Raw genomic sequence first — 24,133 nt, forward strand, 5'->3', positions numbered from 1 at the left:
TCCCAGCGGAGCCAATTCATGACCACCCCTCTCGCCTTCGATTTCATCGAGACCGACCTCGACGCCGTCGCCGCCTTTTCCGGGCAGGTCGCTTGTTTCGTGGAGGCCACGGGCAAGCTCGACCAGACCGCGCGGCGGGTGAACAGGCTCATGAAAGGCGCGCTCGAGCGCTTTGCCGAGAGCGACAGCTTCGCGGACATGTCCGAAGGGGACGCGCGGGAACTCGCCTATCCCACCGGCATGGAAGCCTCCGGCGTCATCGTGGCCAAGATCGGCCGCAAGGCCGATGCGACGACGGCGCGCCGCGCGGGCGCCAATATCGGCAAGTCGAAGCGCGACGGCGCGCTTCTCGTGCTCGCGGGCAACATCGGGCGGGCCGCCGAGATCTCCGAGGGGATCGCCCTGCGCGCCTACGCCTACAAAGACATGAAGAGCGCACCCGGTGACGCGCCCCACGGGGTCACCGTGATGTGCTCGAAACCGGAGGACGTGGCGGAGGCTGCCCGCGCGCCACTCGCCGTGGCCGAGGGCGTCTTTTTCACGCGCGATCTGACGAATGCCCCGGCCAATCACCTGACGACGACGAATTTCGCCGATCAGCTCGCCGCGATGTCCGAGATCGGGCTCGAGGTGGAGGTGCTCGAGGAGCCCGAGCTCGAGAAGCTCGGCATGCGCACGCTTCTTTCTGTTGGGCAGGGCTCGTCCGCGCCCTCGAAGGTCGTCGTGATGAAGTGGAACGGTGGCGGCGACGAGGCTCCCTTCGCCTTCGTGGGCAAGGGCGTGGTCTTCGACACGGGCGGCATCTCGCTCAAGCCCGCCGGTGGCATGGAAGACATGACCATGGACATGGGCGGCGCGGGCGTCGTCTCGGGCGTCATGCGCGCGCTCGCGCTGCGAAAGGCGAAGGCCAATGTCGTGGGCCTCGTGGGGCTCGTCGAGAACATGCCGGGGCCTGACGCCACGCGGCCGGGCGACGTGGTGACGTCCATGAAAGGCGACACCGTGGAGATCATCAACACCGACGCCGAGGGCCGCCTCGTCCTCGCCGACGTGCTCTGGTACGCGCAGGATCGCTTCAAGCCATCGGGTGTCATCAACCTCGCCACGCTCACGGGCGCCATCATCATCGGCCTCGGCCATGAGATGGCCGGTGTTTTCGCCAATGACGACAGCCTTGCCGAGAACCTTCTCAAAGCGGCGGGCGACGAGGATGAAGGTGCGTGGCGCATGCCGCTCGCACCGGCCTATGACAAGCAGCTCAAGAGCCAGATCGCCGACATGAAGAACGTAGGCGGACGCCCGGCGGGCTCCATCACGGCGGGCCAGTTCCTGCAGCGCTTCGTTCTCGACGAGATGCCCTGGGCCCATATCGACATCGCGGGCGTGGCAAGCGTGAAATCCGATACGAGCTATGCGCCGAAAGGCGCCACGGGCTGGGGCGTGCGCGCGCTCAACCGGCTCATCGCGGACCATTACGAGGGCTAGGCGCGGGGTGAGCGCGCGTTTTTATCACCTGACGACGTCGCCCCTCGATGTCACGGCGCGGATGCTCCTTGAGAAGTCCCTCGCCGCGGGCTGGCGCGTGGCGCTTCGCGGCACCGATCTCGAGCGGCTCAAGTGGCTCGATGAAAAGCTCTGGCTCGGCCCGGAGGAGGGCTTTCTGCCTCACGGCCTGGCGGGGGGCGACCACGATGCGCGCCAGCCAGTCCTGCTGACAACCGGCGCGGCGGCGAACGATCCGCACTGCCTGATGTCGATCGACGGGGCAGAGATTGCGGCGGAGGAGACGGAGGGCAAGGAACGCACCTTCATCCTCTTCGACGGGCAGGACGGTGACGCGGTGGCCCGCGCGCGGGTGCAATGGAAGGCGCTCACCGGCGCGGGCGTGGCCGCGCAATACTGGGCGCAAGAAGATGGGCGCTGGACGATGAAGGCGGAGAGCTAGTCATCGCCTTTGGCGGTCGCGACGTGCAGCACCGCGCCGATTGCCGCGCCAAGGGCCACGCCCACCCCGATCTCCCCGATCGCCGCGCCGATGGCTGTCCCGATCCCGATGCCGACGGCGATCCAGCTGGCAAGGGTCACGGGGGCGTCCTCCGTCTTCAGCGCATCAGGGTCAGGCGGCCATCCTGGATCTGGAGCGTGTCGAAACGGCTCAGATAGCTCATGCCCAGTAGGGAGCCGGGCATCTGCCCGTTATTGACCGAGGCGCGCACGCCGCGATCGACAAAGCTGCCGAGCTCCACGGTGTCGAGCCGCACGGGCGCGATCTCCACCGGGCCGTTCGCCGTCATTGCCTGTCCGAAGAAGACGAGATCCGCCGTGTCGAGCCCGGCGCGGGCAGCGTCCTCGCGCGTCAGCACGACGTCCGTGGCGCCGGTATCCACCACGAACTCGATCGGCGCGCCGTTGACCTCGAGCGTCAGATAGAAATGCCCATCTCCCCGGCGCGGGACGCTGACTTCCCCCTCGGTGACGAGGGCCTGCGAGGTGCTGAATTCGCTCTGCACGTCGTCCCAGAGGCCATAGGCCACGATGAGCCCCACGAAGAGCAGGAACCACGTGCCCATGGTGCGCGCGGTCTGGCCAAGCGAGGGCCGGTTGCGCACGAAAAACCCGCCGCCGATCACGGTGAGCAGGACGAGGAGAAAGAGCAGGGTCGCGATGTTGTCGCCGGTCATGGGCAGAATATGGGGTCAGCCGGGGAGCGTTACAAACCCGCTTTCGGCAAGGCCTGTGAGGATGAACTGCACCGAGAGCGCGGCCAGAAGCATGCCGAGGAGCCGGGTGACGATGTTGATGCCCGTGCGGCCCAGGGCTCGCTCGAGCAGGCCACCGGCCAGGAAGAGGAGGAAGGTGAGCGCGATGACGCCCGCCATGACCCCGAAGATGCCCGCCGTGGCGGCCATGTCGCCGGCCACCTGGCCGGTGAGGAGGATGATGGTGGCGATCGCCCCGGGCCCCGCGATGAGCGGGAGCGCCAACGGGAAGACGGACGGGTCCGCGCGGCTCTCGGCCTGTTCGCCCCGGCGCTCCTGCCTGCGCTCGAAGAGCATGTCGAGCGCGGTGAGAAAAAGGAGCGCGCCGCCCGCGATGCGGAAGGCTGGAAGCGAGATCCCCACGAAGCCCAGCAGCGCCTCTCCCGCGAGCCCGAAGAGGAGGAGGATCGCCAGCGCCACGAGGCAGGCCCGCACCGCGATGGCGCGCCGCGCCTTGGCCGTCATCCCCGTCGTCAGCGCGGCAAAGAGCGGCGCGAGGCCGATCGGATCGATGATGACGAAAAGCGTCGTGAAGGCGGTGATGTAGAAGGCGGCGTCGATCAGGGGACTGCGCCTCGACGCAAGGAAAACCCGTCCCGGACTTGATCCGGGACCTCCTGCTCAAAAGGGAAAGGCCCCGGATCACGTCCGGGGCGCGTGACGCGTGTTGCGGGCTGCGGATCACCCATTTTCCACCGCGTCGAGCTTCTCCTGCGCCGCCATCCAGAGCGTCTCGGCCCGGGCGAGGCCGTCCATGATCTCGGCGTACTTCTTGTTCCACACGGCAAGCTCGCCTGCGCGCGCGTCTTCGTAGAGCGCGGGATCGGCGAGCTTCTTCGCCAGCTTTTCCTGCATCTCGGTGATCTTCTCCACCCGCGCCTCGGCGGTGCGAACCTCGGAACGCAGGGCGAGGATCTGGTCGCGCGAGGGTTTCGGCTTCTTCGGGGCCTCCTCCTTCTTCGGCTTCGCGGGGACCTGGAGGAGAAAGCGGCGATAGGCCTCGAGATCCTCGTCATAGGGCGCGACTGTCCCGCCAGAAACGAGCCAGAGCCGGTCGGCCACGAGCCCGAGGAGGTGCATGTCGTGGCTCACGAGGATCACCGCGCCTTTATAGGCCGCGAGCGCCTGCACGAGCGCCTCGCGGCTCTCCATGTCGAGGTGGTTCGTGGGCTCGTCGAGGATGAGCATGTGTGGCGCGTCGAGCGTGGCGAGCAGCAGCGAGAGCCGCGCCTTTTGCCCGCCTGACAGGCGCTTCACATCCGTGTCGGCCTGCTCCGGGCCGAGCCCGAAGCCCGCCAGCAGCGGGCGCAACCGGCCGGGGAGCCAATCGGGCCTGAGCGCGCGCAAATGTTCGAGCGGGGTCTGGTCCACCTCGAGCTCGTCCACCTGGTGCTGGGCGAAATAGCCGATGCGCAGCTTCGAGGCCTTCGTCACGCGGCCTTTCTCGCTGGCCAGCCTGTCGGACAGGAGCTTCGCCAGCGTGGATTTGCCTTGCCCGTTCTTGCCGAGGAGCGCGATGCGGTCGTCCTGATCGATCCTGAGCGTGAGCCGGTCGAGCACGGGCGCCCCGCCATAGCCCACCGCCGCGCCGTCGAGATTGACGATGGGCGGGCTCAGCTCCTCGGGCTCCGGGAACGAGAAACGCGCGCGGGCCTCGGCCTCGGGAGCGGTGATGATGTCCATCTTCTCCAAGGCCTTGATGCGGGCCTGCGCCTGCTTGGCCTTGTCGGCCTTGTAGCGGAAGCGGTCCACGTAGCTCTGGAGATGCGCGCGCTTGGCCTCCTGCTTCTTGGCCTCGGCGGCCTGCACGGCGCGCTTGGCCGCGCGGGCGCGGGCGAAGGCGTCGAACGTGCCCTGATAGAAGGTGAGCTGGCGATGCTCGAGATGGAGGATCGAGCCCACTGCGCGGTTCAGAAGGTTTCGGTCGTGGGAGATGATGATGACGGTGTGCGGGTAGCTCTTCAGGTAGCTCTCGAGCCAGAGCGCCCCCTCGAGATCGAGGTAGTTCGTCGGCTCGTCGAGGAGGAGCAGGTCGGGCTCGGCGAAGAGCACGGCCGCTAGGGCCACGCGCATGCGCCAGCCGCCAGAGAAATCCGAGCAGGGGCGGTGCTGGTCTGGCTCGTCGAAGCCCAGCCCCTTCAGGATGGTAGCCGCGCGCGCCTCCGCCGACCAGGCATCGATATCGGCGAGGCGCGTCTGGATCTCGGCGATGCGGTGGGCGTCGTCGGTCTCCTCGGCCAGGAGCGCGGCCCGCTCGGTATCGGCCTCGAGCACTGTCTCGAGGAGGCTGGCGGCGCTCGCTGGCGCCTCTTGCGCCACGCCGCCGATCTTCGTGCCGCGGGGGAGTGTGATCTCGCCGCTCTCGAGCGCGAGTTCACCCCGGATCAGGCGGAAGAGCGTGGTCTTGCCCGCGCCGTTCGGGCCCACGAGGCCCACCTTGTGGCCCGCCGGGATGGTGGCGCAGGCCTCTTCGAAGAGGCGCCGGCCCTCCACGGCGTAAGTTATGTCGGCGATGCGGAGCATGGGCAGGCTCTAGCCCGGCTGCGCGCGAGAGGAAAGTCGGTGCGCGGCTCTGTTTCTGCGCGCGCCGTGCGGCGTGCTCGAAAGGCGCCCGCCCACCGACCCGGGACCCGAAGCTAGTCGGGAAACGGTGCGGGCCCCTTGAGCTCCAGCCGGTTGCCCCAGGGATCGCGGATGTAGATCGCATGGCCGAAGCCTCGCGCCCCGTGCTGGTGAAGCTCCTTCTCGATCTCCACGCCGTGGCGCGCGAGATGCGCGCGAAGCGCGGCCCCGTCAAATGCCGAGACCGCGAGGCCCAGGTGATCCACGTTCGTGCCGCCCGCGACAGACGGCCGGGCATAGGCGGATGCGGGATCATCGAGATCCCAGAGGCCGAGCGTGATCGTGCCGAACCAGAGATGCACCATCCCGATATCCGGGAACGCAGCCGCCGGGCGGCATCCGAGTACGTCACAATACCACGCGCGGGCGCGCGGAAGATCGCGGACCCAGAGCACAGCGTGATCGAGGCCCAGCGGCTGGAAGGGAGGCGGGGCTACCATGGGAGCGAGGGTGGGGCAGGGCCCGCGGCGATCAAGGGTTTTCAGCTTCAGGGCCCCGTGTTAGGGCGCGCCGCAAATTCGAACCAACCGGAGTAGCCCCATGGCCCTCGAACGCACCTTTTCGATCATCAAGCCCGATGCGACGAAGCGCAATCTCACCGGCGCGATCAACGCCAAGTTCGAGGAGGCGGGGTTCAGGATCGTGGCGCAGAAGCGCATCCACCTGACGAAGGCGCAGGCGGGGGTGTTCTACGCGGTCCATGCCGAGCGTCCTTTCTACGATGAACTCTGTGAGTTCATGGCCTCGGGCCCGATCGTGGCACAAGTGCTCGAGGGCGATGGGGCCATCGCGAAGAACCGTGAGGTGATGGGCGCGACGAACCCCGCCGATGCCGCGCCGGGCACGATCCGTGCGGAATTCGCCGAGAGCGTGGGCGAGAATTCCGTCCATGGCTCGGACGCGCCGGAGACGGCGGCCGTCGAAATCGCGTATTTCTTCTCCGGGCTGGAGCTTGTGGGCTAAACGCCCGGCACGTCCGGCCACAGGATCGAGGCCGCGCCGAAGGGTGCGGCCTTTTTCTTTTCTACTGCGTGTTGCAGTGGGCTCAGGTGCGGATGCCGAGGGCATCGAGCGCGCGGGCCAGCTCCCGTGGCATGGCATCACTCTCGGCGTGGTTGCGTGCTGCGGCGGCCTTCAGGGCGTCGAAGCTTTCGCGCAGGGCGGCCTTCTCCGCGCCCTGGCAATCATTCCACGGCCGACCCTGCAATCCCATGTGAAGCACGTAATACCCGATGAAATGGGGCCGCTCGCCCGCGGCGAGGAGCCGGGCATAGGCGGCATCCGCGCCAAGCGCGCGGATTTCTTCGGCGCTGTGAATGCCCGCCCGCGCGAATTGGGCGACCGCCGCAGGGTCGAGATTGCGGATGCTGTTGACCGGAGCCATGGGCGCAGCTTAGGCGCGCGCGGACCCGATGCAAATGCCGCACGCGCTGCTAGAGCGCGGCCCAATCCGTGAACTGGAAGCTCTGCTGGGGCGCCTTGGGCGTGTCCGTGTCGCTTTGGGAGTTGGTCTTTGTGGGCGCGGGCCGCTTTTGCGGGGCCGCAGCCGGCTGAGGGGTGGGTCTTTGGGCCGCCATGGGCGCCTCCGTCGCGTTGTCCCCCCTGGATTTCGCGTTTTGTGGCCGGGCGTTTGCCCTTCCGAGAAGAATGCTCGGGGAATTTGGCGTTTTTGTGGCTGCCTCGCGGGTGTTTTGCGCCCTGCGAACCGTAAAAAACGGGGGCGAAATATGTCCTGTAACACATGCGAGTTCACGAGAATGTTATTAGGTCAACGCCTCGGTCTGCATTTGATCCCTGATAAGGCATTGAAAACGAATGGAGAAAAAATCAATCCGAAAGCCTACACAGCGAATGGCGCTCCAAATTTTTTCTCGGACTCTTGGAACGTGACCAGCCTCGACCCGTTGTCACCCCACAGCGAGGCACACTGCCCCGCTCCGACCAAACCGACCAGAAAGGATATTTCATGTTCCGTAAGATCGCAATCGCTGCCACCACCGCAACGCTTCTCGGCTCCGCCGCAGCAGCCAACGAATTTGGTATCCTCGACGGTGTCGAAGAAGGCGCACAGTTCTACGATGTGCCGCTCGCAACGCTCGACGCTGCAGGCATGGTGCAGATTGAAGACCAAGACGGCACCGTGCTCGGTTCGGCCGACGCAGCCGCAGGCCCGAACACCGACCTGCGCATCGAGTTTGAGACGCCGGTCATGGCCGGTGGCGAGCTCGTCGCCAAGATCATCGTGGACGGCGAAGTCGTCGACATGGAAATGATCGAAGTCGACGGGTAAAACCATTGATTTGACGGAGAAGGGGCTGCCTTGCGCGGCCCCTTTTCTTTTGCGCGGGTCAGTGCGCCTTGAGCGCGATCGTCTGCCCGCAGGCTGCGGCTGCATCTTCCGCGTCGTGGGTGACCATGAGTACCGGCAGCTGTGCGGCACGCGCCCGATCGAAGACCAGCGCCCGCATCCGGACCCGCAGATCGGCGTCGAGCCGGGAAAACGGCTCGTCGAGGAGCAGCGCCTCGGGCTCGGCCAGGAGCATCCGCATGAGAGCCACCCGCGCGCGTTGACCTCCGGAGAGTGTAGCAGGATCGCGCGCTTCGAACCCGGCGAGGTCGATCTCGGCGAGGGCGTCGGCGATGCGGTTCTTCCGGTCCCGCGTGCCCCGCGGCAGGCCAAAGCCGATATTCTGCCCCACCGAAAGATGCGGAAAGAGCAGGTGATCCTGGAAGAGGATGCCCACGCGCCGCGCCTGCGGCGGCAAGCCATTCAGGATGCGGCCATTGAGGCGGATGGTTCCGGCGCAGCGGAAATTTGCAGAAAGCGTCCCGGTGATGGCGGCCAGAAGCGTGGATTTCCCCACGCCCGATGGCCCCATGATCGACAGCACATCGCCCGGACCCACACGGGCATCGACCCCGAGCAGCACCTTGCCGCCCTGCTGGGTGATTTCCACGCCCTCGAGCGCGAGCCCCTCAGTCATGGCGCAGGCCCGTCCTGTTGCGGAAGACGAGGCGGGGCAGGAGGAGCGCCGCGGCGAAGGGCAGCCAGGCCGCAGCGGTGAGTGCGAGCGTCCAGACCCCGATGGCGCGCCGATCCCCGCCGGAGGAAAGCGCGATGGCCTCCGTCGTCAGCGTGGTGATCCGTCCGCCCGAGGCCAATAGCGTTGGCAGGTACTGGCCCACCGAGACCGCCATGCCCACGGCGAAGGCCGTGAGGATCGGGGCGAGGAGCATCGGCAGCCGCAGGCGCCAGAGCACGCCCTCCCGGCCCGCGCCCATGGCATGGGCGAGCGTGGCATAGCGGGTATCCCAGGCACGGAAGGGGCCCGCGAGGGCGAGAAACATGTAAGGCAGGACGAAAACCATGTGAGCGAGCAGGACGGGCCAGAACCCCATGCCCGCGCCAAGCTGCAGGAGCAAGATCTGAAGCCCCGGAAGAAAGGCGATCTGCGGCAGGATGAGCGGCAGGTAGAGCACGAGGAGGCCGAGCTGGCCCAGCGAACGGCCTCGCCGGTGCTCGGCCTCAAGGCAGCCCAGCACGAGAATGAGCGCGAGGAGGGCTGCGAGCGCCGCGAGGCACAGCGTCAGCAGTGTCGTGTCGAGGGCCGCCGGGCCGTGTCGGTCCCAGGAGCGGAGGCCAAAGCTCGAGGGCAGCGCCTCGGGAAAGCGCCAACGCCCGGCGAAAGACCACGCAATCTGGCTCGCGATCCCGCCGAAGATCGCCAGCGCCGCCAGGGCCGAGACGGCGAGGCCCACGCCGCGCGCAGCGTAGTCTGGCAGGCCTGCGCCGCGCGCGCCCGTGGCGACGGCCACGTGTCCGATCCGGGCGACCGCGATCTCAAGGATGCGCCAGGCACCGATGGCGCCTACCACGAGCGCGAGCTGCAGGAGAGCCGCCGCCGCGGCGGGACCGCGCAAGGCGAGATCCGGGTCCGTCATCCAGCGCAGGATGAAGATGGAGAGCGGGGGCGGCGTCGACGGCCCGAGCACGATCGCCACGTCCACGTTCGACATGGCATAGGCGAGCACCGCGTAGACCGGCAGCCGGAGCTGGCCGTAAAGCGCGGGCAGCACTGTGAGCGCCCAGCCGCGCGTGCGGCCGTATCCCATCGTCTGCGCCACTTCCATGCGCGCGGCGCTGTTGATCTGGGGCAGGGCGGCCAACGCCATGAGCATCAGGAACGGCAGCTCCTTCGCGAGGAGCCCCGCGATCAGAGCCCAGCCCCCCGGATCCCCGATGATGAGCAGGTCCAGCGGCCGCTCCCACCCCGTGAGCCATGGCGATGTGAGACGCGCGAGCCAGCCAGACGGCGCGATGAGGAAAGCGAGGCCGAGCGCCGCGGCGGCATGGGGCACGGAGAGAAGCGGGGAGAGCAGGCGCTCCAGCGCCGAAAAGACCCGCGTGCCCTGCCAGCCCGCGATGAGGAGAAAACAGCCCAGCAGAGCGCCCATGGTCGACAGGAGGCCGGTCTTGACCGAGAGCCACGCCGCCCGCGCGATCCCGGGCTCCGCGAAAAGCACCTGCCATGGGGCGAGGGAAAACGTGCCGCCCCCGCCGGGCCTGAGGTATCCCACGGCGGGCAGAAGTGTCCCGATCAGGCCCGCGGCGATGGGCCCGATGAGTAGCGCGATGGTGAGGCCGGGAACGAGCGCGAAGCCCCGGTCCGGCACGGCCCCGAGGGGACTCCTCGCCGGTGGAGCGCCGCGCGCGATCGCGGCGTCGTCAGTTGGCAACGCCGTAGCGCTCGAGCCAGTCCTGCTCGACCCGGGTCATCCAGCTCGCATGGGGCTCGGGCAGCGCGGTGCCGAGCTCGGCAGGCGAGAGCGTGGCGATGCCGAGCTCGAGGGTGTCGAAGGCCGCGCGATCTTCGGGCGCGAGCTTGTCCATGTCGAGGACGGTGCCGTAGCCGAGGATCTCCGGCGTCTGCGCACGGAGTTGTGCCTCGGGCGACAGGAGGAAATTCGCCACCACCATGGCGCCCGCCTTGGCGTTGGCGTTGTACGGGATGGCCACGAAGGACGCGTTCCCGATGGTGCCTTTGTCGAGCACGAAGGTCCGCGCGCTTTCGGGCAATTGCTGATTGGCGATGGCCGCGGTGGCCTCACCGGGAGACAGGCTCACGGCGAGGTCGATCTCCCCGTCGTTGATGAGCTGGAGCTGGCGCGGGCCCGAGGCCGGGTAGGCGCGGCCCGAGCGCCACATGTTGGGCGTCGTCTCCTCGAGCCAGGCCCAGAGCGGGGCCGTGACCTCGGCGTAGTCATCGCCCGCATCCTCCTGCAGGCGGGCAGGGTCCTCCACGAGCTCATAGAGCATCTGCTTGAGGAAGGTCGTGCCGAGGAAATCCGGCGGCTGCGGGAAGGTGAAGCGGCCCGGGTTTTCCGCGGCCCATGCGGCGATGGCCTCGGCGGAGGTCGGCGGCGTGTCCATCGTCTCGCTGTCATAGATGAAGACGACCTGCGCCGCGGCCCAGGGGCTCTCGAAGCCGTCGGTGGGCACGGTGAAGTCCACGGTGACGGGCTTGCCCTCGGTGTCGACGAGCGCCCAGTTCGGCAGCTGTTCAGCGAAGGGCCCGAAGAGGAGGCCCGCGTCTTTCAGGGCGATGAAGTTCTCGCCGTTGATCCAGATCATGTCGACCGCGCCGCCCTCGTCGGTGCCCGCGGCCTCTTCCGCCACCACACGGGCCACGGCATCGGCGGTGTCGGTGAGCTTCACGTGCTCGAGCGTGACGCCGTAATCGTTCATGACCCGCTCGCCCACCCAGGCGATGAAGTCGTTCGTCGTCGTGGCCCCGCCCCAGGCGTGCCAGAAGACCGTCTCGCCCTGCGCCTCTTTCAGCACGGCCTCCCAATCGGCCGGGTCAGGCTCGCCATGGGCCGCACCGGCCAGGGAGAAGGCTGCCGCGGTGGCGGCGGCGGTGAGGAAGTGTTTCATGGCGGGGTCCTTTCGTCAGTCGTCCCGGAACACCTGCCGCGCGAGCAAGATACGCGAGGCGGCGGTGATGAAGCAGAGGCCCCCGAAGATCCAGGCGAGGGGGGCGAAATAGGCGGGCAGCATGCAGAGCAGGCAGAAGAAGACGATGGTCTCGAAGCCTTCGAGAAGCCCGCCTGTGAAGTAGAGCGATTTCGAGCCGCGCGCGGCCGTCTCCATTTCCCGCTTCTCGGCGAGGATCGCGTAGCCGAGGAAGGTGGCGCCGTTGAAGTAGAAGCTCGCGAGGAGCCATCCGCCGGCCATGCCGTTCATCGCCGGATCGGCCCAGATGAAGGCCATGGGGATCGCGCCGTAGAAGAGGAAATCGCTGGTGATATCGAGATAGCCGCCGAAATCCGTCTTCCGCGTGGCGCGGGCCACGGCCCCGTCGAGCCCGTCGGCCAGCCGCGAGGCGAGGATGAGCACGAGCGCCGCCAGATAGGCCTCCACCACGATGGCTGCCGCCGCCAGAAGCCCGATCCCCAGGCCCGCCAGTGTCACCCCATTGGCGGTGATGCCGGTCCGGGCCATGCGATGCCCGAGGGCATTGAGTGGCGGGTCGATAAGGGGGCGAAGCTGGCCGTCGAACATGGTGTGCGAAGCTATGCCGAGAATGCGCCCGGTTGCATACCGGTAATTGCCCGGTTCCAACGGCTTTGTGATCCTCTGAAATTCGCCCCGTTGCGGCCTTGGAGCGGGTGCAGGGCATGCACGCATGCCACCATTCTCCGATCGCGATGCCATCTCGCGCGCCTCAGCGCACCGTCCGGGTCCGGAGCTTGATTGGCCCGGCCGTGCGTCACGGCCGCTTGTGGCGCGGGCTGTCGAAAGTGCGAGCGTAGGTCGTGGTCCGCCTATGCCGACGCGCAGGCCTGGCGGGCGCGTCTTCCTCATCCAGCAGCCAGAGGCCCGCGGCGAAGGTGAAGAAGACGAGGGAGTAGATGTGGCCCCAGATGTGGACCGTACAGAGCGTGAAGGTGAGCCCGGCAAAGCTCAGGATCCACGCGAGGCGGGCTTGGTGCAGGTCGCGCTGCCCGCGGAAGTCTCGAAGCATGATCCAGAGAAGCCCGTGACCATAGCCTAGCGCTAGGAGCAGTGCGCCAGGAAGCCCGTAGCGCAGGGCGGTCGTGAGCCAGAAATTGTCGATGCTGTCGCTGACGACCCAGTCGGGCCGGGCCCAGTCTTGGAAGCCCGCCCCGAAGACTGGCTGTGCCAGCACGTTGGCCCAGGCATGCTCGAAGATCACCACCCGCCAGAAGGCGGTCTGTGCGTTGAGCGTGGCATAGCTCATGAAGACCTGCAGCGGGCGGCGGGTGGAAAGGACATCCACCGTCACGTAGGCCGCCACGCAAAGCGCCACGAGCAGCCACCAGCGCCAGCGCACCCGGCGCAGCCCCACGGCCCACGCGATGAGCCCGATCTGGAGCACGAGCGCGAGGATCGCCCCGCTCGAAAGCGTCAGGCCGCAGCCGAGTGCAATGCCCGCGCAGGCCAGCCAGCGCGCGATGCCAGGGATCTCGCCCTTCAGCGCGACGAAGGTCAGCGAAAAGGCGAGGGCGCAGAAAAGGCCGTAATGAATGGGATGCGCGAAGGTGTTTTGCACGCGGTTCATGCCGAGGCGGCTCGGCAGGTCAAGGTCGGGCACCGATTGCAGGCCGGGCAAGGCCTCGATCGCATAGACGAGTGGCGGCAGACCGGTGACCGCCTCGTAGAGCGCGAACGGCAAAAGAAGGAGCACGGCCCCGCACAGCTGCCGGCAGAACGCGATGAACTGCGCCCGGCTGCGGATGCAGGCCCGCGCGAGAAGGTAGCCACCGAGAAACTCCGCGCCGGTGGAGCCTGCCTGCTCGATGGTCCGGCCCGGATCCGTCACCGAAAGCGCAAGGACCGACCAGAGGAACGCTAGGAAAAAGAGGATGTCCGTCGCGCGGAGCTGCCCGAAATGCCCGAGGACGAGCCGCGCGCCCAGCGGCAGCACGAGGAGGCAGAGGAGGAGGCGCAGCGTGCTCACGTAAAGCGGACCCAGCTCGAAGAAGACAGGGACCACCACGCAGAAAAGATAGAGTGGCACGAGGGGCGAGAGCCGTTCAGTGGCCCCGCGCCGCGCGGCGCGCGAGGCGGGCGGGGCGAGATCCGCGTGCGCCATCAGCCGGCCTCCCGGGCGTCGACTGGCTCCGCGAGCCGGTCATAGGCTGACAGGTCCAGCGCGTGGGAGACGATCTCCGAAAGCCGCGTGTTATGCACCGCAAAGCGACCGGCGAAGCGGCGCGCCACGTAGTCGGAGACGAGATGCCGCCGCGCGGCGCGCGCCCGGAAGGGCCAACGGCGCGAGAGCGCGCCGGCCAACCGGTAGGCCGAAATGCGCGGGCCCCCGATACTGACGAAGGGCGCGGGATTGAGCACGCTCTGGCGCACGTGATTGGCGCGGCGCAGGACCGCCTGCGCCCCCTCGGGATAGCTTGGCGCGTGGGGCGCGCGCGCGGCCCCGCGCAGCCCGGCATAGGCCGCCGCTCCCGCGAAGCGCGCGAGGCAGGCGCCGGCGGCATCGAGATCCTGCCGCAGCGCCTCCTGCGGGAGGACAAAGACATTCTCGGACCCGAAAAGCGCCTGATAGCGGGCCACGAGAAGATCGTATTCGTAATGCTCTGGCGCGAAGCCGAAAAAGCCGGGCGTCTCGGCGCCGTCGAAAAAGCGCGCGAAAGGCAACGTCCCGCCGCGCTCGAGATACTGCATGTAGAGCGACGGCAGGAGCTGGAGCTGGTTGCGGATCGTGACGAGGATGCGCGCCCGGGGCAGCACGCGGGCGAGCCGCTCGGCGTAGATATCGCTCTCCCGCCCGCCATAGAAGGGATGCCCGCTCAGGAGCTCGGATGAGATCACCGGGACCGCGCCGGGCTCCACCGCGCGCAGCCGCGCCTCGATGGCTTCGCCCGCCCGGGCGGGGTCGAAGCGGAGACCGTGGGGACGGACGAGAAGGTCGAAGACATCGTCGTGATCGAGGATCTGCCGAAACCCGTGCGCCGGTACGAAGAACCGCACTTGCAGCCAGCTCGTCGCGGTCTTGTGGTAGCCGATATGGACGAGCGGGCGGGGCGTGTCCGTCGCTGGAGGCTTGGTCAGACCGGGGGTCACGGGCATCATTCCAGCACCGGCAGAAGCGCCGCGAGGAGCGCGGGGACGAAGACGCGCCGCGCCAGTGCCGGGCGCGGGTGCAAGCCGTCAGGCATCGCGTCATCGGGCCAGTCCGGCGCCCGCGCAGCCCTCGCCCAGGCCGCGCCCAGATCGACATGGACAGCGTCGAGTTCCGTGGCCAGATCGGGATATATCGCGTTGTAGTGCGGCAGGCGGCCGCGCTGCACGGCCTGCCTGAGACCATGCACCGGCGTCATGGACACGAGCACGATCGGTGTCGCGGGCCGCTCCGCCCGCAGCGATGTGACGAGCGCGCGGTGCTGCGCGCGGGACCGGCGCAGGGACACACCGTCGAGGAGATCAGCGTCATTGGTTGCGAATTCGACGAGGAGGAGGTCGGGCCGCGCGGCGGCGACTTCTCCCGCCTGCGCGAGGCCCCAAGCCGAGCCCATACCCGCGGCGGCGATGACCGTCACGCGCGTGGGTCTGCCGAGGCAGGTCTGCAGGGCCGAGGCCAGCGCCCGGGGCCACGGCTGCCCGGCGCTGAGGCTCGTGCCAAGGACGACGAGATGGAGCTTTTCTCCGCCCCCGGCATCCGCGCGCACCACGGCCTCGGGGCAGGGTGCCGCGACCGCGCCGTGGGATAGGAAGAGCGCGGCACACAGGGCCCGCAGGAGCGACAGAGCGCGTGGGACGGAAGCAGACGTCATGCGAGGAGACGGCGCAGGCGGCGCGACAGGCGACGCACGGGACGAAGGGCCAGCTCCAGCACATGGCCACGGCCCGTGAGCGCGGCGCGCGCGATATCCGGCGGCCGCCTGCGCGGCGCTGCCTCGTGAAGCACGTAGGAGAATCGCGCGAAGTCTTCGGCATAAAGCACTGAAATCAAGTCACGATCGGCATCGGTGACGACCGCTTTCGGCGCCGCCTCCGCCTTCACGCTCACATAGGCGCCCCGCGCGTTCATGTGGGCGATGCGCCGCGGCCCCGTCGCCGCGCCGGTGACCGTGTCGAGCCACGGCACGAGGGCGGCGAGCCCGTGCTCCAGATGAAAGACAGCCGCGCCCCCCGGCACGAGATCGGACATGGGACGGATGTGATTGTCGTAGGCGTCGCGCCGCGTCGCGAGACGCGCCGGCAACGTGTCGAGCCATGCCGAGAAGTCGAGTCCTTCGGGGATCGCCCGCTCCATTTCCCGCTGGAAATGATAGGCGCTCACGAGCCGCGCCACGGGGTGCCGCACGACCGCGAAGGAGGCATCGAAGAAGCTGCGCGGAAAGAGGGTGTCGAGCGTGGCAGCGTCGATATGCTGGGGCGAGGTGGCGCTCCACCGCTCCTGACCATTCCGGCTCAGAAAGGCGTCATCGTGGAAGGCCAGGGCGCCAAAACGATCGGCGAGGTATGTCTCCACGGCGGAGCCGCCGCATTTGGGCACATGGGCGAAGTAGATGAGCTTGGCCCCGGCTCGGACAATCGGCATGGCGCGCTCCGCACGTATTGACAGCGCTTCCGCTGCACCCCGCCAATGTCCCAAGGTTTGTCTAGCAGAAATTCAGCGAAAAGAACAGCTTCGTGGCGGAAGTTGCACCGGTGCGCTCGATTCTAGGAAAAGTCGCCTTGCCGCGCAGCCGTGCGTCCGCGTCGCAGCTGCGCGACAACGAGCGCGCCGACCCGGGCCAGATCATGGCGCAGGGCGGCGCTCGAGGCCGCGAAGGCGGAAAAGCCCGCAAGGGTCAGCGCCCCGAGGACCGCGACTTCCGCCAATGCGGGAAGGGGCGCGAGGTCGGGCGCGACCAGAAGCATCAACACCGCGGCAAGCGCTAGGGCGACGAGGAGCGCCGGGCCCAGGGCGCGCACAACGTCCCGCAGGTATAGCGGCGTTGCGCGGAGCGTGAGCGCGAGCGCGAGCGGTAGCGCCACGAGGAGATCGACGGCCATGAACGCCGCGGCCATGGGCACGAGCCCCGCGCCCGAGGCAAGGAGAAGCGCTGCCGTCACGAAGGCGAGCCGCAGCAGCCCGTGGACCAGCAGCACATCTGTGCGCCCGGTGGAAATGAGGAGAGCGCGCAGCCCGTCGAAAATGCCCGCTTGCAGCACCATAAGGCTGAAGAGCATCAGAAGCGGCGCCGCGCCCGCCCAGCCCGGCCCGAGGAGGACCGCCGTCAACGGCGCCGACGCCACTGCCATGAGCACGCCGATGGGGAACATGACGAGAGCGGTGCGGCTCGCAAGGCGCACATAGCTCTGGCGGAAGTCGGTGGGGGCGTCCTGCAGCCGGGCGAGCGACCAGGTGAACGTGGCCGCGAGGGGCACCGTCACGCGCTCCGCCGGCAGGCTCCCGATGCGTGCGGCGCGCTGGAAGAGCCCGGTGGCCATATCGCCCAGCCGCGCGCCGGCGATCAGGGTGCCCATGTCCAGCGTCAGGCGCTGGGCGAGGGCCGCGCCCGCCAGCGCGCCACCGAAGCCGAGTGTCGCGCGCACGTCTCGGAAATCCGCGCGCCATGGCGGGGAGGGCCGCCAGCCCGCGCTCCGCGCCGTCAGACCCACGAGAACGAGAGACATGACCACTTGCTGCAGGACGAGGGCCCAGTAGCTCCACCCCGCCAAGGCAGCGGCGATCGCCGCGCCGAGCCCCAGCGCCTCTGCCATGGTCTCGTGGCGCGCGAGCCGCGCGGTCTCGAGCCGCCTTTGCAAGACCGCGCCGAACTGGCCGATGAAAGCCGCGAGGACGACGTTGAGTGCCAGCGCTGCAAAGACGGGGGCCACGCGAGGATCTCCGAAGAGCACAGCGGCGGGCGGGCCGAGCCCCGCCACGAGAACCGCGCCCAGGCCCGCAAATCCCACATTCGTCCAGAAGATCGCGGTGGCGGCCCCATGGGTCATGTCAGGCCGCTGCAGGATCGCCTGGGGCAGACCGAAATTCGACAGCTTGAGCGCGATCATCAGAGCGGCCATGGCCAACGCGAAGACGCTGAATTCCGCGGGCGGGATGAGGCGCGCTGTGATCATGATGCCACCGAAGAGAAGGAGCGTCTTCACTGCCGAGAGCCCGAGGACGGCGACAGAGGCCGTGCCGACCCTCGCGCCGTGACGTCCTGGGTCATGCGCGATGGCGAAGGCCGCATCGCGGGGATCTGCGGGCTCATATGCCGTCATGTCCCGCGTGCGCCTCTGCCCGGAGGACCGCGCCCTTGGGGCTCTCGCGCCGCTCCGGTGCGGTATAGCCGCGAAGCCAGTTCCGCCGCCCAGCCCAGACCTCCACCCATTTTCGCGCCGCCTCCCGCTTCTGCCCCGTCAGCCTCGTGAAGAGGCCAAGAAGGGCGGCGCGGTTGAGCGCCCAGAGGGCCATCATAGCGCGCCCGTAGGGCACGAGCAGCGGCGGCCAGTGCCGCTCGATGAGGGTCATGCGGGCCTTGGCGATCATCTGGTACTTGCGCGCCTCGGAGGGGGACGACGCGCCCTCGAGATGCATGATCTCCGCGTCTGGCGTGATCATCGGGCGGTAGCCCATGGCCTTTGCCCTGAGGCAGAGATCGGCCTCCTCGCCATACATGAAATAGCGCAGGTCAAAGCCCCCGAGGCGGCGCCAAAGCTCCGTGCGCATGAGCATGAAACAGCCGCCCACCACGTCGACCTCGCGGATACTGTCCCGCGGCCAGCGGCCCATGGCCTCGGGGTTGAAGAGCGCGGAGCGGGGCAGGGTCGAGCTCAGCCCGGTGGCCGCGCAAAAGGCTGACCACGGCGTGATGCGCATCCAGCAGGAGGCGATGTTGAGCGTGCCGTCCGGAAAGACGGTGCGCCCGCCCACGATCCCCGCCTCGGGATGGGCCCGCCCGAAGGCGAGGAGGCTGTCCACCGCCCCCTCGTGACACTCCGTGTCGGGGTTGAGGAGGAGAAGCCACTCGCTTTTGACGTGCGCGACGGCGTGATTGTTCGCCCTTGCGAAACCGACATTTTCCGCGCTGGAGACAAGCGTCACCTCGGGAAAGGCGCGGGCGATGGCCTCTGCAGATCCGTCCTCGGAGGCGTTGTCCCAGACGATGGTGCGGATCCGGGTGTGGCGCGTCGTGTCATGGAGCGTCTCAAGGGCGCGGAGAGTCAGCGCGCGCGTGTTGAAACTGACGATGATGACCGTGAGCTCGGGCGCGCTCGCGCCGTGCCGTGTGTTGTCGGTCAGCCCCTCTGGCGCGCCCGCGGGCTCCAATGCCGCCCGGGGCGCCGTCATGGGCGCTGCTCCGGCGGCCATCCCTTGGGGTGAGCTCGGACCATGGCACGAGGCTCCTTTCCCGTGGCCCGCGCGCCGACGCAGCCCAGGGGAGGAGCGCGCGGGCATAGGCCTGAAATCACTATACTTCTCGGGAAACCCTGCCACTATAGCGAGAACATGTCACGCCTTGAATATCCAGAGGTTGAAATCGGCCCCGTCACCATACCCGCTCCGGACGCCGGCGACGGGAGCGCGCCGCTGGCCAAGATGAAGCGCGCGGGCCTCAACCGCCTCCACGGGCTGCGCCACGCGGTGGTCGCCGCGCGCCGCTGGTACTACCGGGCCATCTGGCGGATGGACCTGCACCCGACCTGCCAGTTCTCGCTCTCGGCGAAGTTCGACAAGACCTGGCCGCGCGGCATCCACGTGGGCGCGCGGAGCTACGTGGCCTTTGACGTGCGCATGCTCAGCCATGACCGGACGCGGGGCCTTTTCGTGGACACGCGCATCGGCGCGCATTGCTTCATCGGGGGCGGGGCGATCATCTTGCCGGGCGTGGAGATCGGCGACAGCTGCATCGTGGGCGCGGGCGCAGTGGTGACGCGGGATGTTCCCCCGGGATCGGTCGTCGCCGGGAACCCGGCACGCATCATCCGCTCGGGTGTGACGCTCGAGCCCTACGGGCGCTTCCCCGATGCCGATGCGCGCGAGGCACGGGCCGCCGCGGCGCAGTCCAGCGCGCCCTGAGGCCGGCCGAGGAGGAGCGAGACATGCGCTTTCACCTCTCCGGGACAACCATCGCCGTTAACATGCACGATGCGCCCATGGCCCTGTCAGCGGTGGCCGAGAGGCTCCGTGCGGGCGAAGGCTTCGCGCTCGCCACGCTCAATCTCGATCATGTGGTGAAGCTGCGGCGTGCGCCCGCCTTCCGCGCGGCCTATGCGGCGCAGGATCTGGTGACGGCCGATGGCAATCCGATCGTCTGGCTGTCGCGGCTCGCCGGGGCGCCGGCGGCGCTCGCGCCGGGATCCGATCTCGTGGTGCCGCTTTGCAGGCTGGCGGCGGAGCTCGGGCGGCCCGTGGGCTTCCTCGGCAGCACGGCTGGAACGCTGGCGCAGGCCGAGCGCGCGCTGGGGGCGCTGGTCCCCGGCCTCGAGATCCGCGCGCGGATCGCGCCGGGCTTTGATTTCGATCCGCTGGGGGCGGAGGCTGCGGAGCACCTCGCCGCGCTCGAGGCTGCGGGCGTCGCGCTCTGCTTCCTTGCGCTCGGCGCGCCCAAGCAGGAGATGCTCGCTGCCCGCGCCCGGCAGGTGGCACCTAGCCTTGGCCTCGTGTCGGTGGGCGCGGGGCTCGATTTTCTCGCGGCTCCGGGGACGCGCGCGCCTGCCTGGATGCGGCGGATGGCGCTCGAATGGGCCTGGCGCCTCCTGCGCGACCCCGGGCGTCTCGCAGGGCGCTATCTCGCCTGCTTTGCCATTCTTCCCGGCCTCATCCGCGCGGCGCTCATCCAGCGTGCCGCGACGCGCGCGCCCTGATGGATCTCTCGGTGATCATCCCCGCGCAGAATGAGGCAGGCTATATCGGCCGCTGCCTCGCAGCCCTCGCCGCGCAGCGGATGGGCAGGCTGCGGGGAGAGGTGATCGTCTCCGCCAATGCCTGCACCGATGGCACCGTGCGCGAGGCGCGGGCCCTTGCACCGCACCTCGCGGCGGCGGGCTGGGAGATCCGCATTCTCGAGCGCGCGGAGCCGGGCAAGCCCGGCGCCCTCAATGCCGCCGACGCGGTGGCGCGCGGGGCCACGCGCATCTACCTCGACGCCGACGTGATCCTCGATCCCGCCATGGTGGCTGCGCTCCACATGGCGCTCGCCACCGAGGCCCCGCGCTATGCGAGCGGCACTCTCGAGGTGGCTGAAGCGCGAAGCTGGGTTACCCGGCATTTCTCCGCGACCTGGCAGCGGCTGCCCTTCATGGCGAGCACCGCCCCGGGCGCGGGGCTCTTCGCGGTCAACCGGGCGGGCCGGGCACGCTGGGGCGCGTTCCCGGATATCATCTCCGATGACGGCTTCGCCCGCCTGAGCTTCGGCCCGGAGGAGCGTGTTCAGGTCGCCGCGTCCTACAGTTGGCCCCTCGTGGAGGGCTTCCGGGGCCTCGTGCGCGTCCGCCGCCGGCAGGATGCGGGGATGCGCGAGCTCGCGCGACGCTACCCGGGCATGCTCGCCAACGAGGGCAAGTCGCCTTTGGGCGCGCGGGACCACGCGCGCCTCTTCGCGGCGGGCCCGGTGAGCTATGCCGTCTATGCCTTTGTCATCCTTGCCGTAAGGCTCGGCGGGCCGGGGCGCGCGCACTGGGTACGCGGGCGCTGAGGGCAGCGACCCTCGCACCGTGCGCCGAAGTAGGATTCCCGCAAGACACCAAAGGTTAACTCCGATCCCGTTCCGGATCGCATCCCGCGCCGGAGAGGAGGAGAGACCATGATAGACCCCTTCAAAGGCACCCAGTCGGGCCTGACCGTCCCTGCGACCGACCTCGTCACAATCACTCCCGATGACGCGTCCGATCTGCCCTATGTGCTCCGCGCCATCTCCGTGAATACCTCGGGCTCGGTGCGCGTGACCGCGCTCGACGGATCGGAGGCCACGATCTTCGTCGCCGCCGGTGCGCCGTTCCCGGCCCGCGTGACGCGGGTCTGGGACACCGGCACCACCGCCACCGGCATCGTTGGCCTGATCTGATGATCGGTCTCGGCATGACACTGGGCCTCGGTCAGGCGCGCTTCGGCGAGGCCGGGCAGGCCGTGCCGGAGCCCGGGCCCGCGGGCACGGCGCATATCGTGCTCCTCGGACAGTCCGAGCCGCACCGCCTCTTTCGCGCGATCCATGCCGACATGGCCAATGTCGGCACCGTGGACGATGAAGACGCGCTGGAGGTCTGGTGGTACGATCTCGATGCCGGGGGCGGCTTTGACGGCGCGCGGCGCGACCCGATCACCAATGCCAACAAGGTGAGCCGCTGGGCGGTGGAGATGTCCAACGCCCTCGCGGCTCTCGCGCCGGGCGTGGCGCACAAGCTCTGCCTGCTCGCATTCTCCGGCACGGGGCTCGGCCGGCTCCTCGAGGATGGCGAAGCCGACGAGGCCCGGTTCTGGGCCGATGACGCGGCGACCTACGACCTCTTCGCGGCCGATACCGGGATCAGCGCGCCGGACGGTGCCTTCATGGCCTGGCAGAACGAGGACAGTGCGCTCCTTCAATACCAGCTGGGCGATGCGTGGTGGACGGCGCTCACCGGCACGAGCCTCGCGGACGGGTCCGCCGTGCCCGTCGGCGCCACGCGCCACGCGGTGACCTTCGATCACGTCCTGAGCGAGCTCTGGGACACCGAGACGGTCCCGTTCTCCTTCCTCATGCACCGTTACGACCAGCTCTCCGGCGGTGCCATGCACATGGACCGCTTCCGCGACGTGCGCGTCTCCATCGATCGCGTGGTGGCCTCCGCGCGCAATGCGGCGCGGGCGGTGCCCTTCGAGCGCGGCGTCGATCCCGTGGCCTATGAAAACGGCTATGACATCAGCGACGCGGCGCATCCCGCGATCTCGGATGACGGCGCCGCGAAATACGCCCAGCAGATCGCCTACAACATCGCGCGCCTCGGCGGGGTGGCCTTGCCGAAGCCTGAACTGGACTCCGTCACCTGGACAGAGGCCGCACTCACGCTCTCCAGCAGCGCGGGCCCGCTGACCACTGCCCGCCGGATCCGGGGCGGCGCCTTGCCCGCCGGGCAGCCCAAGGTCGCGCAGCTCTATTTCCGGCGCGCGGAGGCCGCTGAGACCCTCCACGAGGTGCCCGATGCCGCGATCTCACTGAGCGCGGGCACGGTCACGGTCGATGCTGCGAGCCTCCTCACCGCGCTCGGGGCCGGGCGCACGGGCTTTCTCCGCGGCGACATGATCGAGTTTGCCTCTGCTGCGGCCGGGGCCAACGACACGCAGGACCAGTCCGATGACACCTGGCTCGACTATCCGGGCCTCGCGCATCCCGTGCTGGAGCTTCTGCCACTGCAACCGCGCGCCGGCGTGTTGCGCTGCGATCTCGGTGCCGCGCCGGGCCATGCGAACGCGCTCATGGAGCTCCACGCCTGGGCGGCCTCGAAAGGCCTCACCGACCAGGGCGCGGGCTGGTATCCCGCGCCGAACAACACCCGCTTTGACAGCAATGCGCCTGGCGAGGTCGATCTTTCCGGTCTGACCAGCGGCACCTGCACCTTCTACATGGACGTGGACCGCGCCCTTGGCGGAGACGGTGAGCGGAGCACCCAGATCACCGCGCGCGACGTGGCGGGCGTGGGCTTTCAGCGGGTGACCGTCAATGACATCTGGGGCGAGGTCTCACTGTCTGCGGCGGGCACGGCGCCATCCGATTTCGGCTGGATCCCTGTCGGGCCGGGCCGGGTCCGGGTCTGGGCGCACGTCGCCAACCAGCCGGGCGGTCGTCTCATGCTCTACATCAACAGCAACAATACCGGTGGCGCCATCGGCGGCGCGGGCCTCTTCGACGGTGCGCTGGGCCGCGCGGAGATCGCCGCCTTCTAGGGGGTCTCAGTAGGGGCCGTAGGCCTCGAGGGCGCCCAGCCGGGACTTGTTGAGCACCACGCCGAGCACGTTCGTCATCGCGGCCAGCTCCCGTTCACAGCGGTCCACCTCGTCGGAGGTGGTCGCGTCGGCGGCCGCGATGATGAGCACGCAGTCGACATGCTTGGTGAAGGCGATGACATCGTCATTGGCAAGCACGGGCGGCATGTCAAAGATCATCATGTCCGGCGCATAGCGCAGCTCGAGCTCCCGGAGCCTCTGGTCGATATCGGGCGCCAGGAGCACATCGGAGGCGTCGGGGACGGTGGTGCCGTTGATTGCGAGCCCGAGCCCCTCGCCGTGGCGGTGGGCGATCTCGGTGAAGTCCCGCTCCCCGCGGAAAAACTGCGCCACCGTCGTGGGCCCATCGCCGGAATTCAGATGCCTGTGCCCGATCCCGAGCAGTGCCTGCTGCGCGGGATGGCGCATGTCGAGCTCGATCTGGAGCGTCCGCGTGTCCCGCTGGCGGGCCATGGCAAAGGCGAGATTGAGCGCGATTGTGCTCTTCCCGCAGCCCGGCGTCGCGGAGGTTACGGCGATGCGCTTCCAGCCCTGCGCCTGCATGAGCCGCAGGGTCCGCGTGCGCAGGATGTCGAAGGACGTGGCCATCTCGGAGGCCTCGGCGGCAAAGATGCGGTGGGCCTCGAGCATGGCCTGGTCGAGCGAAAGCGTGGCGAGCTCTGCGAGGGGCGTGGCAGCGCGCGGGCGATCCGCGCCGCTCCCGCCGACACCGGGATCCGGGGGTCGCGCCCCGCTCCTGTCGTTGCGGACTTTTTCGAGGGCGTCGTGCAATCGCTCCATGGGACGGCTCCG

General features: G+C 68.8%; 27 protein-coding genes. 9 read left to right on the forward strand and 18 right to left on the reverse strand.

What is annotated here, in order from left to right:
• Positions 1 to 18 precede the first annotated feature (18 nt).
• Positions 19 to 1,485 (forward strand): leucyl aminopeptidase, encoded by a 1,467-nt coding sequence (locus tag AAFM92_03770; protein MEL7299482.1) that lies wholly within the window; start codon positions 19 to 21, stop codon positions 1,483 to 1,485.
• A gap of 7 nt (positions 1,486 to 1,492) precedes the next feature.
• Positions 1,493 to 1,945, forward strand: coding sequence for a DNA polymerase III subunit chi (locus AAFM92_03775; GenBank protein ID MEL7299483.1), 453 nt, complete (start codon positions 1,493 to 1,495; stop codon positions 1,943 to 1,945).
• Here AAFM92_03775 and AAFM92_03780 read toward each other — a convergent pair.
• The 5 genes from AAFM92_03780 to AAFM92_03800 all read right to left on the reverse strand — a co-directional run bounded on the left by AAFM92_03780 (position 1,942) and on the right by AAFM92_03800 (position 5,821).
• Positions 1,942 to 2,085, reverse strand: a complete 144-nt coding sequence (locus AAFM92_03780; GenBank protein MEL7299484.1) for a hypothetical protein — start codon at positions 2,083 to 2,085, stop codon at positions 1,942 to 1,944. The two genes, AAFM92_03775 and AAFM92_03780, sit on opposite strands and share 4 nt — an antisense overlap.
• Positions 2,086 to 2,102: 17 nt before the next feature.
• Positions 2,103 to 2,681 (reverse strand): TIGR02281 family clan AA aspartic protease, encoded by a 579-nt coding sequence (locus tag AAFM92_03785; GenBank protein ID MEL7299485.1) that lies wholly within the window; start codon positions 2,679 to 2,681, stop codon positions 2,103 to 2,105.
• A gap of 15 nt (positions 2,682 to 2,696) precedes the next feature.
• Positions 2,697 to 3,320, reverse strand: a complete 624-nt coding sequence (locus tag AAFM92_03790; GenBank protein MEL7299486.1) for a MarC family protein — start codon at positions 3,318 to 3,320, stop codon at positions 2,697 to 2,699.
• Positions 3,321 to 3,440: 120 nt separating this feature from the next.
• Positions 3,441 to 5,282 (reverse strand): ABC-F family ATP-binding cassette domain-containing protein, encoded by a 1,842-nt coding sequence (locus AAFM92_03795; protein MEL7299487.1) that lies wholly within the window; start codon positions 5,280 to 5,282, stop codon positions 3,441 to 3,443.
• 113 nt (positions 5,283 to 5,395) lie between these two features.
• A complete protein-coding gene (locus AAFM92_03800; GenBank protein MEL7299488.1) occupies positions 5,396 to 5,821 on the reverse strand; it encodes a VOC family protein in 426 nt (141 codons plus the stop codon).
• Positions 5,822 to 5,921: 100 nt separating this feature from the next.
• On the opposite strand from AAFM92_03800, the gene ndk reads away from it, so the two are divergent.
• A complete protein-coding gene (gene ndk, locus AAFM92_03805) occupies positions 5,922 to 6,344 on the forward strand; it encodes a nucleoside-diphosphate kinase (GenBank protein ID MEL7299489.1) in 423 nt (140 codons plus the stop codon).
• An 82-nt stretch (positions 6,345 to 6,426) separates the two neighbouring features.
• Here the strand turns inward: ndk and AAFM92_03810 are convergent, their stop codons facing one another.
• On the reverse strand, positions 6,427 to 6,765 hold the full coding sequence (locus AAFM92_03810; GenBank protein ID MEL7299490.1) for a TfoX/Sxy family DNA transformation protein: 339 nt from the start codon (positions 6,763 to 6,765) through the stop codon (positions 6,427 to 6,429).
• A gap of 49 nt (positions 6,766 to 6,814) precedes the next feature.
• Positions 6,815 to 6,958, reverse strand: a complete 144-nt coding sequence (locus tag AAFM92_03815; protein ID MEL7299491.1) for a hypothetical protein — start codon at positions 6,956 to 6,958, stop codon at positions 6,815 to 6,817.
• Positions 6,959 to 7,347: 389 nt separating this feature from the next.
• Between AAFM92_03815 and AAFM92_03820 the strand changes: the two genes are divergently transcribed.
• Entirely contained in the window at positions 7,348 to 7,671 is a 324-nt protein-coding gene (locus AAFM92_03820; GenBank protein MEL7299492.1) for a hypothetical protein, read from the forward strand.
• A 58-nt stretch (positions 7,672 to 7,729) separates the two neighbouring features.
• Here AAFM92_03820 and AAFM92_03825 read toward each other — a convergent pair whose 3' ends face one another.
• The 10 genes from AAFM92_03825 to AAFM92_03870 all read right to left on the reverse strand — a co-directional run bounded on the left by AAFM92_03825 (position 7,730) and on the right by AAFM92_03870 (position 18,709).
• Positions 7,730 to 8,365 carry an ATP-binding cassette domain-containing protein gene (locus tag AAFM92_03825; protein ID MEL7299493.1) on the reverse strand — a complete coding sequence of 212 codons (636 nt, stop codon included), beginning with the start codon at positions 8,363 to 8,365 and terminating at the stop codon, positions 7,730 to 7,732.
• A complete protein-coding gene (locus AAFM92_03830; GenBank protein ID MEL7299494.1) occupies positions 8,358 to 10,055 on the reverse strand; it encodes an ABC transporter permease subunit in 1,698 nt (565 codons plus the stop codon). Before AAFM92_03830 ends, AAFM92_03825 begins: the two co-directional genes overlap by 8 nt.
• A 52-nt stretch (positions 10,056 to 10,107) precedes the next feature.
• Positions 10,108 to 11,316, reverse strand: a complete 1,209-nt coding sequence (locus AAFM92_03835; GenBank protein MEL7299495.1) for an ABC transporter substrate-binding protein — start codon at positions 11,314 to 11,316, stop codon at positions 10,108 to 10,110.
• A 15-nt stretch (positions 11,317 to 11,331) separates the two neighbouring features.
• Positions 11,332 to 11,943 carry a CDP-alcohol phosphatidyltransferase family protein gene (locus AAFM92_03840; protein MEL7299496.1) on the reverse strand — a complete coding sequence of 204 codons (612 nt, stop codon included), beginning with the start codon at positions 11,941 to 11,943 and terminating at the stop codon, positions 11,332 to 11,334.
• 208 nt (positions 11,944 to 12,151) lie between these two features.
• Complete coding sequence (locus tag AAFM92_03845) at positions 12,152 to 13,498, reverse strand: O-antigen ligase family protein (GenBank protein MEL7299497.1); 1,347 nt, start codon at positions 13,496 to 13,498, stop codon at positions 12,152 to 12,154.
• Positions 13,498 to 14,484, reverse strand: a complete 987-nt coding sequence (locus AAFM92_03850; protein ID MEL7299498.1) for a hypothetical protein — start codon at positions 14,482 to 14,484, stop codon at positions 13,498 to 13,500. Before AAFM92_03850 ends, AAFM92_03845 begins: the two co-directional genes overlap by 1 nt.
• 5 nt (positions 14,485 to 14,489) lie before the next feature.
• Complete coding sequence (locus AAFM92_03855; GenBank protein ID MEL7299499.1) at positions 14,490 to 15,194, reverse strand: SGNH/GDSL hydrolase family protein; 705 nt, start codon at positions 15,192 to 15,194, stop codon at positions 14,490 to 14,492.
• Complete coding sequence (locus tag AAFM92_03860; protein ID MEL7299500.1) at positions 15,191 to 15,964, reverse strand: sulfotransferase family 2 domain-containing protein; 774 nt, start codon at positions 15,962 to 15,964, stop codon at positions 15,191 to 15,193. Before AAFM92_03860 ends, AAFM92_03855 begins: the two co-directional genes overlap by 4 nt.
• Before the next feature lie 122 nt (positions 15,965 to 16,086).
• Positions 16,087 to 17,640, reverse strand: coding sequence for an oligosaccharide flippase family protein (locus tag AAFM92_03865; GenBank protein MEL7299501.1), 1,554 nt, complete (start codon positions 17,638 to 17,640; stop codon positions 16,087 to 16,089).
• On the reverse strand, positions 17,627 to 18,709 hold the full coding sequence (locus AAFM92_03870; GenBank protein MEL7299502.1) for a glycosyltransferase family 2 protein: 1,083 nt from the start codon (positions 18,707 to 18,709) through the stop codon (positions 17,627 to 17,629). The genes AAFM92_03865 and AAFM92_03870 overlap by 14 nt, the downstream gene beginning before the upstream one ends.
• A 159-nt stretch (positions 18,710 to 18,868) precedes the next feature.
• On the opposite strand from AAFM92_03870, the gene AAFM92_03875 reads away from it, so the two are divergent.
• From AAFM92_03875 to AAFM92_03895, 5 genes are all read left to right on the forward strand, one after another.
• Positions 18,869 to 19,438 (forward strand): acyltransferase, encoded by a 570-nt coding sequence (locus tag AAFM92_03875; GenBank protein ID MEL7299503.1) that lies wholly within the window; start codon positions 18,869 to 18,871, stop codon positions 19,436 to 19,438.
• Positions 19,439 to 19,461: 23 nt separating this feature from the next.
• The gene (locus tag AAFM92_03880; GenBank protein MEL7299504.1) at positions 19,462 to 20,226 is read left to right on the forward strand and encodes a WecB/TagA/CpsF family glycosyltransferase; all 765 of its coding nucleotides are present in this window, start codon (positions 19,462 to 19,464) and stop codon (positions 20,224 to 20,226) included.
• Positions 20,226 to 21,056, forward strand: a complete 831-nt coding sequence (locus AAFM92_03885) for a glycosyltransferase (protein MEL7299505.1) — start codon at positions 20,226 to 20,228, stop codon at positions 21,054 to 21,056. Before AAFM92_03880 ends, AAFM92_03885 begins: the two co-directional genes overlap by 1 nt.
• Positions 21,057 to 21,164: 108 nt before the next feature.
• Positions 21,165 to 21,425 (forward strand): hypothetical protein, encoded by a 261-nt coding sequence (locus tag AAFM92_03890; GenBank protein MEL7299506.1) that lies wholly within the window; start codon positions 21,165 to 21,167, stop codon positions 21,423 to 21,425.
• Complete coding sequence (locus tag AAFM92_03895) at positions 21,425 to 23,281, forward strand: hypothetical protein (protein ID MEL7299507.1); 1,857 nt, start codon at positions 21,425 to 21,427, stop codon at positions 23,279 to 23,281. The genes AAFM92_03890 and AAFM92_03895 overlap by 1 nt, the downstream gene beginning before the upstream one ends.
• Before the next feature lie 6 nt (positions 23,282 to 23,287).
• Here AAFM92_03895 and AAFM92_03900 read toward each other — a convergent pair whose 3' ends face one another.
• Complete coding sequence (locus tag AAFM92_03900; GenBank protein MEL7299508.1) at positions 23,288 to 24,121, reverse strand: CpsD/CapB family tyrosine-protein kinase; 834 nt, start codon at positions 24,119 to 24,121, stop codon at positions 23,288 to 23,290.
• Between the last annotated feature and the right edge of the window lie 12 nt (positions 24,122 to 24,133).

It is taken from the genome of Pseudomonadota bacterium, from assembly GCA_038533575.1.
Classification (GTDB): Bacteria; Pseudomonadota; Alphaproteobacteria; order Rhodobacterales; family Rhodobacteraceae; genus Shimia_B.

Bases quoted from the DNA above. Each gene is read 5' to 3' on its own strand.
- AAFM92_03770 (MEL7299482.1), top strand. From the start codon at position 19: ATGACCACCCCTCTCGCCTTCGATTTCATCGAGACCGACCTCGACGCC.
- AAFM92_03785 (MEL7299485.1), bottom strand. From the start codon at position 2,681: ATGACCGGCGACAACATCGCGACCCTGCTCTTTCTCCTCGTCCTGCTC.
- AAFM92_03795 (MEL7299487.1), bottom strand. From the start codon at position 5,282: ATGCTCCGCATCGCCGACATAACTTACGCCGTGGAGGGCCGGCGCCTC.
- AAFM92_03800 (MEL7299488.1), bottom strand. From the start codon at position 5,821: ATGGTAGCCCCGCCTCCCTTCCAGCCGCTGGGCCTCGATCACGCTGTG.
- ndk (MEL7299489.1), top strand. From the start codon at position 5,922: ATGGCCCTCGAACGCACCTTTTCGATCATCAAGCCCGATGCGACGAAG.
- AAFM92_03810 (MEL7299490.1), bottom strand. From the start codon at position 6,765: ATGGCTCCGGTCAACAGCATCCGCAATCTCGACCCTGCGGCGGTCGCC.
- AAFM92_03815 (MEL7299491.1), bottom strand. From the start codon at position 6,958: ATGGCGGCCCAAAGACCCACCCCTCAGCCGGCTGCGGCCCCGCAAAAG.
- AAFM92_03820 (MEL7299492.1), top strand. From the start codon at position 7,348: ATGTTCCGTAAGATCGCAATCGCTGCCACCACCGCAACGCTTCTCGGC.
- AAFM92_03825 (MEL7299493.1), bottom strand. From the start codon at position 8,365: ATGACTGAGGGGCTCGCGCTCGAGGGCGTGGAAATCACCCAGCAGGGC.
- AAFM92_03835 (MEL7299495.1), bottom strand. From the start codon at position 11,316: ATGAAACACTTCCTCACCGCCGCCGCCACCGCGGCAGCCTTCTCCCTG.
- AAFM92_03840 (MEL7299496.1), bottom strand. From the start codon at position 11,943: ATGTTCGACGGCCAGCTTCGCCCCCTTATCGACCCGCCACTCAATGCC.
- AAFM92_03845 (MEL7299497.1), bottom strand. From the start codon at position 13,498: ATGGCGCACGCGGATCTCGCCCCGCCCGCCTCGCGCGCCGCGCGGCGC.
- AAFM92_03855 (MEL7299499.1), bottom strand. From the start codon at position 15,194: ATGACGTCTGCTTCCGTCCCACGCGCTCTGTCGCTCCTGCGGGCCCTG.
- AAFM92_03860 (MEL7299500.1), bottom strand. From the start codon at position 15,964: ATGCCGATTGTCCGAGCCGGGGCCAAGCTCATCTACTTCGCCCATGTG.
- AAFM92_03865 (MEL7299501.1), bottom strand. From the start codon at position 17,640: ATGACGGCATATGAGCCCGCAGATCCCCGCGATGCGGCCTTCGCCATC.
- AAFM92_03870 (MEL7299502.1), bottom strand. From the start codon at position 18,709: ATGACGGCGCCCCGGGCGGCATTGGAGCCCGCGGGCGCGCCAGAGGGG.
- AAFM92_03875 (MEL7299503.1), top strand. From the start codon at position 18,869: ATGTCACGCCTTGAATATCCAGAGGTTGAAATCGGCCCCGTCACCATA.
- AAFM92_03880 (MEL7299504.1), top strand. From the start codon at position 19,462: ATGCGCTTTCACCTCTCCGGGACAACCATCGCCGTTAACATGCACGAT.
- AAFM92_03885 (MEL7299505.1), top strand. From the start codon at position 20,226: ATGGATCTCTCGGTGATCATCCCCGCGCAGAATGAGGCAGGCTATATC.
- AAFM92_03890 (MEL7299506.1), top strand. From the start codon at position 21,165: ATGATAGACCCCTTCAAAGGCACCCAGTCGGGCCTGACCGTCCCTGCG.
- AAFM92_03895 (MEL7299507.1), top strand. From the start codon at position 21,425: ATGATCGGTCTCGGCATGACACTGGGCCTCGGTCAGGCGCGCTTCGGC.
- AAFM92_03900 (MEL7299508.1), bottom strand. From the start codon at position 24,121: ATGGAGCGATTGCACGACGCCCTCGAAAAAGTCCGCAACGACAGGAGC.